This window comes from Castellaniella sp. (assembly GCF_049671645.1).
Classification (GTDB): Bacteria; Pseudomonadota; Gammaproteobacteria; order Burkholderiales; family Burkholderiaceae_B; genus Castellaniella.
In genome coordinates, this window is the sequence record NZ_JBATVG010000022.1 from 35,777 (window position 1) to 48,224 (window position 12,448).

Genomic DNA, 12,448 nt, shown 5'->3' on the forward strand with positions numbered 1-12,448 from the left:
GACCTCCATGCACGGCGTTGACGTATCGCCACCTTTGCTGAATCGCGAACTTTCAGTGCTGAAGTTCAACGAACGGGTATTGTCCATGGCCGAACGCCTGGACGTGCCGCCGCTTGAACGGCTGCGTTACCTGTGCATTGTCGGGTCCAATCTGGATGAATTCTTTGAAATCCGCATGGCCAGCCTGAAAGAACAGCAGCGCCAGACGCCGGAACTGCTGGGGGTCGACGGCATGAGCCCGGGCGAGGCCTTCGACCGCGTGCAGCGGGCCGCCCATGCCCTGGTGGATCGGCAGAATCGCCTGCTGACGGGCGAGGTCATGCCGAAATTGATGGAATGCGGGGTCGGGCTGATCTATTCCACCGGCTGGACCGATCTGCAGCGCGAATGGGCCTATGGGGTGTTCCTGCGCGAAGTCATGCCGCTGTTGACGCCGATCGGCCTGGACCCGGCCCATCCCTTTCCCCGGGTCTACAACAAAAGCCTGAATTTCGTGGTGTCGCTCTCCGGCGAGGATGCCTTCGGGCGCGAAGGCCACATCGCCATCGTGCAGGCGCCCCGGGCGCTGCCGCGCATGATCAAAGTGCCGCCCGAGATTTCCGGCATTCCCGATGGTTTCATGCTGCTGACCACCCTGATCAATGCCTTCGTGGGCGACCTGTTTCCCGGCATGGACGTCCAGGGCTGCTACCAGTGGCGGGTGACGCGCAACAGCGATCTGTTCGTGGACGAGGAAGAAATCACCAATCTGCGCCAGGCCTTGCAGGGCGAGCTGTCGCAGCGTAATTTCGGGGCCTCCGTGCGGCTGGAAATCGCGCACGCCATGCCGCCGGACCTGGAACTCTTCCTGCAGCGGGAATTCGATCTGGGGGCCGCGGATACCTATCGCGTCAATGGGCCGGTCAATCTGTCCAGGTTGATGCAGTTGTGCAACCGGGTCGGGCGCCCCGATCTGGAATATCCCGTATTCCGTCCCCGGGTCCCGCCCCCCTTCGATGGGGATCTGGAACGCCCCGAAGCCCTGTTTGCCGCCATTGCGGCGCGCGATCACCTGCTGCATCATCCCTATCAGTCCTTTCAGCCGGTGCTGATGTTCTTGCGGGCGGCCGCGGCCGACCCGCAGGTGGTGGCGATCAAACAGACCATCTATCGCACGGGTGAAGACTCCGAGCTCATGGGCTTGCTGCTGTCCGCCGCCCGCGCCGGCAAGGAAGTCACCGTCGTGGTCGAATTGATGGCGCGCTTCGACGAGCAGACCAACATCAACTGGGCGGCGCGTCTGGAAGAAGTCGGCGCCCACGTCAGCTACGGGGTGGTGGGTCACAAGACTCACGCCAAGATGGCCCTGGTCCTGCGCCGGGAAGACGGGCGCATCCGCCGCTACGGCCACCTGGGCACGGGCAACTACCACCCTCGCACGGCAAAGCTCTACACCGATTTCGGCCTGTTGACGGCCCATCAGCCCATTTGTGAGGACATGGATCAGGTCTTTTCGCTGCTGACGGGGCTGGGCGCGCGGCGCGAATTGAAGCTGCTGCTGCAATCGCCCTTCACCCTGCATGAAACCGTGCTGAACCTGATCCGCTCGGAAACCGAGTTCGCCCGGGCCGGCAAGCGCGCCCGCATTCGCGCCAAGATGAATTCCCTGCTGGAACCCACCGTCATCCAGGCGCTCTACGAGGCCAGTCAGGCCGGGGTGCGCATCGATCTGATCGTGCGCGGCGCCTGCGCCTTGCAGGCCGGCGTGCCAGGCTTGTCCGAACATATCCGGGTGCGCTCCATCATCGGCCGCTTTCTGGAGCACTCCCGGGTCTTCTATTTCTACCAGGATGGCGCGGAACCTCTGTACCTGTCCTCGGCCGACTGGATGGACCGGAATTTCCTGCGGCGCGTGGAACTGGCGTTCCCGGTGCTGGACAAGACCTTGCGCCGCCGCGTGATCGACGAGGCCTTCACCTTTGCCTGGCGCGACAACCAGCTGGCCTGGGCCGCTCAGCCGGACGGCCGCTATCTGCGCGTGCGCAACCGTCGAGCCCCCGTCAACCTGCACCAGCACCTGACGGCCAGGTTGGGATAGCCGTTGTCATCAAACTGTCACGTGGGCCCTCTAACATGCGGCCTGACAGCTTGAAAGTTGTCATCACTGCAAACCACAAAGGGTTTTTGACATGCTTAAACGAATTCTGACGTGCGCTGCCGGCCTGACGCTGATGGCGGCTGCTGGCGCGCCCGCGTTCGCCGCCGACCTCACCGGGGCGGGCGCTTCCTTTCCCTATCCGATCTACGCCAAATGGGCGGCCAAATACCAGGAAGTCACCGGCAACCGCATCAATTATCAGTCGATCGGTTCGGGCGGCGGCCAGCAGCAGATCATCGCCAAGACCGTGGATTTCGGCGCTTCGGATGATCCGATGAAGCCCGAAGCCCTGCAGGAAAACGGCCTGGTCCAGTTCCCGGCCGTGGTCGGCGGGACGGTCCCGGTCATCAATGTCCAGGGCATCAAGGCGGGCCAGCTGAAGCTGACCGGCCCGGTGCTGGCCGACATCTTCCTGGGCAAGGTCAAGAAATGGAACGATCCGGCGATTGCCGACCTGAATCCGGGCGTGACGCTGCCGGCCAAGGGCATCGTCGTCGTGCACCGTTCCGACGGGTCGGGCACGACGTTCGGCTGGACCAACTACCTGTCCCAGGTGTCTCCCGCCTGGAAAGAACAGGTCGGGCAGGGCAAGGCCGTCAAATGGCCCACGGGGCAGGGCGGCAAGGGCAATGAAGGCGTCGCCGCCTACGTGCGCCAGCTGGCCAACTCCATCGGCTACGTCGAGTATGCCTACGCCCACCAGAACGGCCTGGCCTGGGCCCAGCTGCAGAACCGCGAAGGCAAGTTCGTGCAGCCGTCCCAGCAGGCCTTTGCCGCCGCGGCCGCTCACGCCGACTGGTCTTCCGCCCCCGGCATGGGGCTGGTGCTGAACAACGAGCCGGGCGCGGATTCCTGGCCCGTGACCGCGGCGACCTTCATCCTGGTCCACGGCAAGCAGGCCGATCCCAAGAAGGCGAAGGAAGTCCTGGCCTTCTTCGACTGGGCCTGGCGTGATGGCGCCGACATGGCGCGCGAGCTGGACTATGTGCCCCTGCCGGATGCGGTGACTCAGCAGATCCGCAGCCTCTGGACGCAGCAGATCCATGGCGAGGACGGGTCCGCTGTCTGGCCCTGATCCGGCGCTGATCGCCCCGGCACGCCAAACCGGCTCTCAAGGGATTCGGGCGGGCGCCGGGGCTTCCCGCGAACGGGCAGTCTGATGACTGCCTGTTTGTGGGAAAATACGGGTTTTTGAATCCTGATCGATCCGCCTCCTGGCAGGCAGGTCCCTATCACCGAAAGTCCCCTCATGAGCATTCAACACCGCAGTCTGCTGGTGGACGCCGGCTTCCGGCATCTGACGCGGGCGTTCGCGTTTCTGGTCTTCATTCTGCTGGCCGCCATCCTGGTGTCGCTGGTCTATGGCAGCCGGGAGACGCTGATCCGGGATGGGCTGGCTTTTCTGTGGACCAATGACTGGGATCCCGTCAAGCAGCACTACGGGGCCCTGGTGCCCATTCTGGGGACCGTCATCAGCGCTTTGCTGGCCTTGCTGATCGCCGTGCCCGTGTCCTTCGGCATCGCCATGTTCCTGACCGAACTGGCGCCGGCCTGGGTGCGCCGCCCCCTGGGGATCGCCATTGAAATGCTGGCGGCCATTCCATCCATCATCTATGGCATGTGGGGCCTGTTCGTGTTCGTGCCGCTGTTCCAGGAATACGTGCAGCCGCATGTGGTGGACCTGTTCGACGGGGTGCCCGTGCTGGGCGACCTGTTCGCGGGGCCGCCCATGGGGATCGGCCTGTTCACCGCAGGGCTGATCCTGTCGATCATGGTGATCCCTTTCATCACCGCCGTCATGCGCGATGTGTTCGAACAGGTGCCGCCCATGCTGAAGGAATCCGCCTACGGCCTGGGCAGCACCACCTGGGAAGTCGTCTGGAAGGTGGTCCTGCCCTATACCAAGCATGGCGTCATCGGCGGCATCATGCTGGGGCTGGGTCGGGCCTTGGGCGAAACCATGGCGGTCACTTTCGTGATCGGCAATGCCTTCAATCTGCCCGCTTCGATTTTCTCGCCCTCGAACTCCATCGCCTCGGCCCTGGCCAATGAATTCAACGAGGCCGGCGGCCTGCAGAAATCCGCCTTGCTGGAACTGGGCCTGATCCTGTTCCTGATCACCACGGTGGTGCTGGCCCTGTCGAAGTTCATGCTCCTGAAACTGTCGCGCAAAGAAGGCGCGCATCACTGACCCGCTCATGCCCGTGCCCGATTCCCCCATCGTTCTCACCAATCCGATCTACCGGCGCCGGCGGCGGTTCAACCGTCTCATGCTCGGTCTGTCGAGCCTGGCCCTGGGGTCGGGGCTGTTCTGGCTGGCCTGGATCATCGCCACGCTGCTGCTCAAGGGCGGCAGCGCGCTGTCCGTGACCTTGTTGCTGGAAAGCACCCCGCCTCCCGGCGAGGCGGGAGGCCTGCTGAACGCCATCATCGGCAGCGTGCTGATGTCGGCGGTGGGTACGCTGATCGGCACGCCCATCGGCGTGCTGGCAGGCACCTATCTGGCCGAATACGGCCGCCGGGGCTGGCTGGCGCCGGCCACCCGCTTCCTGAACGACGTGCTGCTCTCGGCGCCGTCCATCGTGATCGGCCTGTTCATCTACGCCGTGTATGTGGCGCAGGTCGGCCATTATTCCGGCTGGGCGGGCGCCTTCGCCCTGGCGATCCTGGTGATTCCGGTAGTCGTGCGGGCCACCGACAATATGCTCTGCCTGGTGCCCAACAGCCTGCGCGAAGCCGCCGCCGCGCTGGGGTGCCCTCAGTGGCGCGTGGTCGTGTTCATCTGCTATCGGGCGGCGCGTTCGGGCATCATCACCGGCATCCTGCTGGCGGTGGCCCGGATCGCCGGTGAAACGGCGCCGCTGCTGTTCACCGCGCTGAACAACCAGTTCATGTCCTTCAACATGAATGCGCCCATCGCCAATCTGCCCGTCGTGATCTTCCAATATGCCGCCAGCCCCTTCGAGGACTGGAATCGCCTGGCCTGGGCGGGCGCCGCCCTGATCACCCTGTTGGTGCTGGGGATCAACATCGCCGCCCGCAGCCTGTTCCGTAAATAATTCGCCATCGACCACCATGCCCCTGTCTTCGACCGTCACTCACGAACGCACCAAGCTGGCCGTGCGTCACCTGAATTTCTACTACGGCAATTTCCACGCCCTGCGCGACATCAATATGGATATCGCCGAAAACAAGGTGACGGCGTTCATCGGCCCGTCGGGCTGCGGCAAGTCGACCCTGTTGCGCACCTTCAACCGCATGTTCGAGCTCTACCCCGGCCAGCGCGCCGAAGGTTCCATCGAACTGGACGGTGAAGACCTGCTGAACTCGCGCCTGGACATTTCCCTGATCCGCGCCAAGGTCGGCATGGTGTTCCAGAAGCCCACGCCTTTCCCCATGAGTATCTACGACAACATTGCCTTTGGCGTGCGTCTGTTTGAACGGCTCAGCAAAGGCGAAATGGACGAGCGTGTGGAATGGGCCCTGACCAAGGCGGCCCTGTGGAACGAGGTCAAGGACAAATTGGGCCAAAGCGGCAATGGCCTGTCGGGCGGTCAGCAGCAGCGCCTGTGCATCGCCCGGGGGGTGGCCATCAAGCCTGAAGTCCTGTTGCTGGACGAACCCTGCTCGGCCCTGGACCCCATTTCCACCGCCAAGATCGAGGAACTGATCGCCGAACTGAAGGACGACTACACCGTCGTCATCGTGACGCACAATATGCAGCAGGCCGCCCGCTGTTCGGATTACACCGCCTACATGTACCTGGGTGAAATGATGGAATTCGGCCCCACCGACCAGATCTTCGTCAAGCCCGCCCGCAAGGAAACCGAAGACTACATTACGGGTAGATTTGGATGAGATCGGACTGAGAATGGTCCCTGCGGACCATTCTCAGCCTATCGAATCCGAGCGCCTTGCAAGGCGCGAGGTGGAGGGCTGCCACGGCTTGAGACCTCATTCACCCGGCATTCATCCTGTCCCGGCTATCCTGCCTGCATCGAATCCAAATGGAGTCTCGCCATGCAGCGTCGCAGCGTGTTGGCCGGCGCCCTGGCGCTGGGAATCTGGGCCACGGGCGCGCAGGCCCACGACCATGATCGTGATCGTGAAAAGGCCGAGCGCCTGCAGGCGGCCGGCCAGGTCCTGCCGCTGCAGGACGTGCTGGACCGCGTGGCCAAGGACTATCCCGGCCAGGTCCTGAAGGTCGAGTTCGAGGAAGAATCCGGCCAGGGCGATTGCGCAGGCGGATCGCCGTGCCGGGGGCGCTGGATTTACGAACTCAAGATCCTGCAGGATCAAGGACGTTTGGTCAAAATCAAAGTCGATGCCCGGTCCGGGCAGGTATTATGGGTGGGTCGCCGTCCCGCGCATGCCCAAGGAACCCATCGATGAGACTGTTGGTGGCCGAAGACGAACCGCTGCTGGCCTCGCAGCTGAAAGCCGCTCTGGAATCCGCCGGCTACGTGGTGGATGTCGCCGCGGATGGTCCGGACGCCCAGCACCAGGGCCTGGCCGAACCCTATGATCTGGTGGTGCTGGACCTGGGCTTGCCGGGGCGCGACGGCCTGTCGGTGCTGCGGACCTGGCGTGAATCCGGCCGACAGGTGCCGGTGCTGATCCTGACCGCTCGCGACAACTGGCACGACAAGGTCGCCGGCATCGACGCCGGGGCCGATGACTACCTGACCAAGCCATTCCATCTGGAAGAACTGCAGGCGCGGGTGCGGGCGCTGCTGCGCCGGGCGGGCGGCCATGCCAGTTCGGACATCCGCTGCGGGCCGCTGCTGCTCGACACGCGTCAGTCGCGCCTGCTGCTCGACGACGCGCCGCTGGAGCTGACCAGCCACGAATACCGGGTGCTGGCGTATCTGATGATGCACCAGGGCGAAGTCGTGTCCCGCAGTCAACTGGTGGAACACATCTATGCCCAGGATTTTGACCGGGATTCCAACACGATCGAAGTCTTCATCGCCCGCTTGCGGCGCAAGATTCCCGCCGAACTGATCCAGACGGTGCGCGGCCTGGGCTACCGGCTGGACGCGGCTCCCGCGTCATGAGGCGGTTGCGGGCGCGCTACCGCTCGCTGCGCCTGCGCCTGCTGGCGGGGGTGCTGGCCTGGGCGCTGCTCAGCGTGGCGGTGGCCGGGTGGGGTATCCAGCAGTTGTTTCGCCAGCATATCCTGGCGCAGCTGCAGTCCGAATTGAACATCCACCTGGATCAGTTGACGGCGGTGCTGCAGGTCAGCGCGAAAGGCGAAGTATCCCTGTCTTCGTTTCCCAGCGATCCCCGCTTCAGTCATCCGTTTTCCGGCCTGTATTGGCAGATCAGCGTGCCCGCCCAGAATGGCTTGCCCGCCCAGTTGCTGCGCTCCCGGTCCTTGTGGGACGCCCGCTTGCCGGACGCCTACCCCGGTCTGCAGGCGGGCCAGGATCTGCCCGCGACAGCCATGGGCCCCGGAGGCGCCGAGCTGCGCGTGAGGGCGCGCGAGGTCGAACCGGCTGAAGGGCCTTTTGACGATCTGGTGTTGTCCGTGGCGGCCGACCAGGCTCTATGGGCCGAACCCATCAGCCGTTTCAACCGCACGCTGGGCCTTGCGCTGGGCGTGCTGGTGCTGGGCATGCTGGTGGCGGCGTGGGTGCAGGTATCTTATGGTCTGCGGCCCTTGACCCGCCTGCGTCGCCGCCTGGCGGATGTGCGCGAGGGCCGCGCTGCGCAGATCCATGGGGCGTTCCCCACGGAAGTCCAGCCCCTGGTCAAGGATTTCAATCAGGTCCTGCAGCGCAATGCCCAGGGCCTGGAACGGGCCCGCCAGCAAGCCGGAAACCTGGCCCATGCCTTGAAGACGCCGCTGGCGGTCATGGCCAATGCGGCTGCTGCGGGGGATCCTGCATTGCCGCGCCTGGTTGCCGAGCAGGTCGATGCGGCCCGCCGGCAGGTCGATTATCACCTGGCCCATGCGAGGGCGGCGGCCGCTGTGCGCATGGCCGGCCTGCGCAGTCCCATTTTGCCTTTGTTGCAAGGCTTGGTGCGGGTGATGGAGCGTGTGCATGCCGAGCGTCATCTGAGCTATGAACTGCAGGGAGTCGATGCGAGCCTGGCCTTTCGCGGCGAGTCGCAGGACTTTCAGGAAATGCTGGGAAATGTGCTGGATAACGCGGGCAAATGGGCATGCCGGCGCGTGCGTGTGAGCGCCCATCGCCGGGATGGCGAACTCGAAATCCTGGTGGAGGACGATGGCCCGGGGCTGAGTCCGGAGCGGGCTGAAGCGGTGTTTGAGCGCGGCAAGCGCGCCGACGAGCGCACCCCGGGTTCCGGCCTGGGCCTGGGGATCGTGCGGGATCTTGCGGATCTGTATGGCGGCTGGGCCTTGATCCGGAAAGGGGAACTGGGCGGCGCCTGTGTGGTGATCACGCTGCCGGCCGCGTGACGGGGCGCGGGACCGCCGGACGTGAAACTGCCCGCCGAAGCGGGCAGCGGTCATGCGGGGCGGCGGCTTAGTTCCAGCGGCCGTTGCGCCCGCCCAGGCTGTAGGCCCCGGCGCCCAGCAGCGCCACGGCGATGCCGCCGAGCAGATACATGCCCTGCAGTTCCAGCGACCAGCCGCCGCTTTTGCCGATGACGAACAAGTCGTTCATGTGGACCAGGCTGAAGGCGAACAGCATGTTCAGGGTGACGATCAGGCCGCCGACGCGCGTCCACAGCCCCAGGATCAGCAGCACAGGGGCGACGACCTCGCCGATGTACACGCCGTAGGCGATGAAGCCGGGCATGCCGCGGGCATCCAGCATGCCGACGATCCAGCCGACCCCGCCGTCCAGTTTCGCCAAGCCATGCAGCAGGACCAGGATGCCCAGCGCCAGGCGCAGGATCAGTTTGCCCAGATCGTCGGTGGAAGAGGAAGACATTGAGGAATCCTTTCAGGGTGATCGGGGCGGCATGATTCGGACATGCGGCCCTGTGCTCCGAAAACAGAAATTCCACGGGCGCCGGGTGCTTGACCTTGCCGTTCGGACGTGGCGCCCATGGCGGTTAGAGGGGCAGTTTACCGGGAAATCCGCTTTGAGGCATGGGATCTTGCAAGAGATGGTAAAGGCGCCACCGGGGTGGAGTCGCTTCGCATGCGGATGCCCGGGTCGGCTCGCCCGAGGCGTCAAGGCGCGGCTATGCGTCCCGGACGGGAGAGTTCAGTTTGCCCCTGCCGCGCAGCAGGAGCCCCGCAAGCGCCATCATCAGGATGGAGATCAGCAGCAGTAGTGAGGCGATGGCCGTGATCTCCGGATTGATGCTGTCCCGGATGCCGGAGAAAATCTGCACCGGTATCGTTTCCTTGCCCGGGCTGACCAGGAACAGCGTGATCACGATTTCATCGAAGGAAATGGCGAATGCGAAGAGGGCGCCGGCGAGCACGCCGGGCATGATGATGGGAACGAGAATGGAGACGAACGCCTTGGCCGGGCTCGCCCCCAGGCTCAGCGCCGCCCGGATCAGCGTGTGGTCGAACCCCTGCAGGGTTGCGGTGACGGTCAGCACGACGAACGGCAGTCCGACCAGCGCCTGGGCGATGATGATGCTCGCGTAGGTGCCGGCGATCCCGAGATAGGCGTCGAGAAAAAAGATGCCCACCCCGGTGATGACGATCGGCACCAGCATGGGCAGGAGCAGCAGTCCCAGCACGAGGTTGCTCGCCTTCGACCGGTATTTCGCCAGGCCGGCGCTTGCCAGCGTGCCCAGGCAGGTGGCGATGACTGTGGCGCACACCGAGATAAGCAGGCTGTTCAGGCCGGCCCGCAGCCACCGCTCGCTGGTGAATATGTTCGCGTACCACTTCAGGGAAAAGCTGCTGGGCGGAAACGAGAAGAACTTGTCCGGGCTGAACGATAGCGGGACGATCACGACCAGGGGCAGCAGCAGGAACAGCAGGATGAGGGCGCAGAGCGCCCGAAACGCGAAAATCCAGGCATCGTTTTGCGCGAGCTTCATGTGTCGCCCCCGGCCGATACCACTTCCAGGATCCTCAGATCGGACCTGTCCCAATACACGACGATCGGGTGTCCGACGGCGAACCTGGACGCCTCGCTGATCGGCAGCTTGACGATGAAAGCCTGCCCGTCGGACAGAGAGACGTTCAAGCGGTACTGCTCGCCCAGGAACATGATGTCGGCCACCGTCCCTTCGAGGCGATTGAGTCCGGCCGGGCAGGTGTCCGGCAAATCGTCCAGGGACGCGCAGGCCCGGACATTTTCCGGCCGCACGGACGCCGCGATGCGCTGTCCCGCCAGCAAGGCGGCGCCGCCCGATGCGACGGCTTCCGCAGGGGCGCCGGCATCCAGCGCCACCTGGACGGTGTGGTCGCCGCCTGTATCCGTGACTACGCCCGGCAGCAGGTTGCTCTCGCCCACGAAGGTCGCCACGTAGGAGTCCCGCGGATTGCCGTAGATTTCATCAGGCGTATCGATCTGGCTGATCTCGCCGTTCCGGTACACGGCGATCCGGTCGGACATCGTGAGCGCTTCGTTCTGATCGTGCGTGACGTACACGATCGTCACCTTCAATTCCTGGTGGATGCGCCGGATCTCGATCTGCAGGGTCTCGCGCAGCTTGCGATCCAGGGCCCCGAGGGGCTCGTCCATCAGGACGATGGAAGGCTCGAACACCAGCGCCCGGCTCAGGGCGACGCGCTGCTGCTGGCCGCCCGAGAGCTGGCTGGGCTTGCGCTTGGCGAAATCGGCCAGCTGGACGAGCTCGAGGGCATTCTGCACCTTGTCGCGGATTTCGTGTTTGGGCGCCTTGCGGCACAGCAGCGGATAGGCGACGTTTTCCGCTACCGTCATGTGCGGAAACAAGGCGTACTGCTGGAAGACGACCCCGATTCCCCTACGGTGGGGGGGGAGCGTGTCGATGCGGTTGCCCGACAGCCAGATCGATCCGTCGGAGGGCGACTCGAATCCGGCCAGCATCATCAGCGTGGTCGTTTTTCCGGATCCGGACGGGCCGAGCAAGGTCAGGAATTCCCCCTTGCGGACATCCAGATCCAGATTGCGGACGGCCAGATCGTTCCCATCATAGGTCTTCGAGACATTCCTGAACTGGACCAGTATGTCTTGTTTCGCCGCTGCCGAACCATTGCCGTACGGATTCAAACCATCATCCATGACTGCCCTTTCAATCGTTGCGCCGCCCGACCGAGGGGGGCTGATCCGTGCCGGGCGGGCCACCGCGCGGCGGCCCGCCCGTGCATCGGAGAATTACGGAATACATCGGGACTCAATGCGAAACCCAATCCTGGAACGTCGCATTCAATTCGTCCCCGTTGCGGAGCCAGAATTCGGCATCCGACGCCACGGCGTACTTCAGGTGTTCCTTCGTGGTCGGCATCTGGTCGCTCAGGGACGTCGGAACCAGCGCGTACGCCTTTTCATTGGCCACGCCATAGGTGATGTGCTTCATGAATTCGGCCTGCCGCGCCGGATCAAGCGCGAACTTCAGGTACGCCTTGGCAGCTTCCTTGTTCGGGCTGTTCTTCAGGATGGTCCAGCTGTCCCATTGCAGGTAGTACCCTGCCTCCCAGACCAGTTTGAGGTTGTTGCCGGCCGCGTTGGCGTCCGCCGCGCGTCCGTTCCAGGTGCTGCCGATGGCGCATTCGCCCGACAGCAGATTCTGGATCTGCTGCGTGCCGGATTCCCACCAGACGATGTCGCCCTTGAGCTCGCCCAACTTGCGGAAGGCCCTCTTCACCCCCTCGTCGGTGTCCAGCAGTTTGTAGATCTCGTCCCGGCTGGCGCCATCGGCCAGCAAGGCGGAGATCAGCGTTTCGGGATGCTTGCGCAGGCACCGTTTGCCGGGGAACGCCTGGGTGTCCCAGAACTCCTTCCAGGACTTGGGCCCTTCCTTGACCGCATTCGCGTTGTAGGTCAGCACGGTCCCCGCGAATTCGGACGCGATGCCGCATTCCGATACGGCGTTGGGCAGCAGATCGTTCACCGGCAGGCCGGTGAGATCGACCTTCTCGAAAAGGCCCTCGTTGCAGCCGATCGTCATGTTGCCGAGGTCCGTCTGCGCGACGTCCCAGACCACGTGGCCGCTTGCGACCTGCGACCGCACCTTGCCGATGGACCCGTCGGACAGGCTCTCGTTGACCTTGGTGCCCGTCTGCGCTTCGAACGGTACCCAGTAGGCGGCGCGGTAGGCGGCCGCGTCGGCCCCCCCGTACGATGAAACATTGAGTTCGGCGGCCTGGGTCTGTATCGACAGCCCGGCGACCATCAGCGCCACAGTGGACAACGCTGCTTTTGTACCAATCATGATGTCTAC

At 64.3% G+C, this 12,448-nt stretch carries 12 protein-coding genes; 8 read left to right on the forward strand and 4 right to left on the reverse strand.

Going from position 1 to position 12,448, the window contains the following annotated elements; translation table 11 throughout:
- Positions 1–7 precede the first annotated feature (7 nt).
- From ppk1 to WBG56_RS10645, 8 genes are all read left to right on the forward strand, one after another.
- The gene (ppk1, locus tag WBG56_RS10610) at positions 8–2,077 is read left to right on the forward strand and encodes a polyphosphate kinase 1 (protein WP_424268056.1); all 2,070 of its coding nucleotides are present in this window, start codon (positions 8–10) and stop codon (positions 2,075–2,077) included.
- A 91-nt stretch (positions 2,078–2,168) separates the two neighbouring features.
- Positions 2,169–3,212: a phosphate ABC transporter substrate-binding protein PstS gene (pstS, locus tag WBG56_RS10615; RefSeq protein ID WP_424268058.1), complete on the forward strand. Its 1,044-nt coding sequence runs from the start codon at positions 2,169–2,171 to the stop codon at positions 3,210–3,212.
- 174 nt (positions 3,213–3,386) lie between these two features.
- Positions 3,387–4,328, forward strand: a complete 942-nt coding sequence (pstC, locus tag WBG56_RS10620; RefSeq protein WP_424268060.1) for a phosphate ABC transporter permease subunit PstC — start codon at positions 3,387–3,389, stop codon at positions 4,326–4,328.
- A gap of 7 nt (positions 4,329–4,335) precedes the next feature.
- The gene (gene pstA, locus WBG56_RS10625; protein WP_424268062.1) at positions 4,336–5,196 is read left to right on the forward strand and encodes a phosphate ABC transporter permease PstA; all 861 of its coding nucleotides are present in this window, start codon (positions 4,336–4,338) and stop codon (positions 5,194–5,196) included.
- A gap of 16 nt (positions 5,197–5,212) precedes the next feature.
- Positions 5,213–5,995: a phosphate ABC transporter ATP-binding protein PstB gene (gene pstB, locus WBG56_RS10630; RefSeq protein ID WP_424268064.1), complete on the forward strand. Its 783-nt coding sequence runs from the start codon at positions 5,213–5,215 to the stop codon at positions 5,993–5,995.
- Between the two features lie 162 nt (positions 5,996–6,157).
- On the forward strand, positions 6,158–6,529 hold the full coding sequence (locus tag WBG56_RS10635; RefSeq protein ID WP_424268066.1) for a PepSY domain-containing protein: 372 nt from the start codon (positions 6,158–6,160) through the stop codon (positions 6,527–6,529).
- Positions 6,526–7,194 carry a response regulator transcription factor gene (locus WBG56_RS10640; RefSeq protein ID WP_424268068.1) on the forward strand — a complete coding sequence of 223 codons (669 nt, stop codon included), beginning with the start codon at positions 6,526–6,528 and terminating at the stop codon, positions 7,192–7,194. Before WBG56_RS10635 ends, WBG56_RS10640 begins: the two co-directional genes overlap by 4 nt.
- On the forward strand, positions 7,191–8,564 hold the full coding sequence (locus tag WBG56_RS10645; protein WP_424268070.1) for a sensor histidine kinase: 1,374 nt from the start codon (positions 7,191–7,193) through the stop codon (positions 8,562–8,564). Before WBG56_RS10640 ends, WBG56_RS10645 begins: the two co-directional genes overlap by 4 nt.
- 67 nt (positions 8,565–8,631) lie before the next feature.
- Here WBG56_RS10645 and WBG56_RS10650 read toward each other — a convergent pair whose 3' ends face one another.
- The 4 genes from WBG56_RS10650 to WBG56_RS10665 form a co-directional block, all read right to left on the reverse strand.
- Positions 8,632–9,042, reverse strand: a complete 411-nt coding sequence (locus WBG56_RS10650; RefSeq protein WP_424268072.1) for a DoxX family protein — start codon at positions 9,040–9,042, stop codon at positions 8,632–8,634.
- Positions 9,043–9,298: 256 nt separating this feature from the next.
- Positions 9,299–10,117 carry an ABC transporter permease gene (locus WBG56_RS10655; RefSeq protein WP_424268074.1) on the reverse strand — a complete coding sequence of 273 codons (819 nt, stop codon included), beginning with the start codon at positions 10,115–10,117 and terminating at the stop codon, positions 9,299–9,301.
- Positions 10,114–11,289, reverse strand: coding sequence for an ABC transporter ATP-binding protein (locus WBG56_RS10660; protein ID WP_424268076.1), 1,176 nt, complete (start codon positions 11,287–11,289; stop codon positions 10,114–10,116). Before WBG56_RS10660 ends, WBG56_RS10655 begins: the two co-directional genes overlap by 4 nt.
- Positions 11,290–11,401: 112 nt before the next feature.
- On the reverse strand, positions 11,402–12,439 hold the full coding sequence (locus WBG56_RS10665; RefSeq protein WP_424268078.1) for an ABC transporter substrate-binding protein: 1,038 nt from the start codon (positions 12,437–12,439) through the stop codon (positions 11,402–11,404).
- Positions 12,440–12,448: the final 9 nt, after the last annotated feature.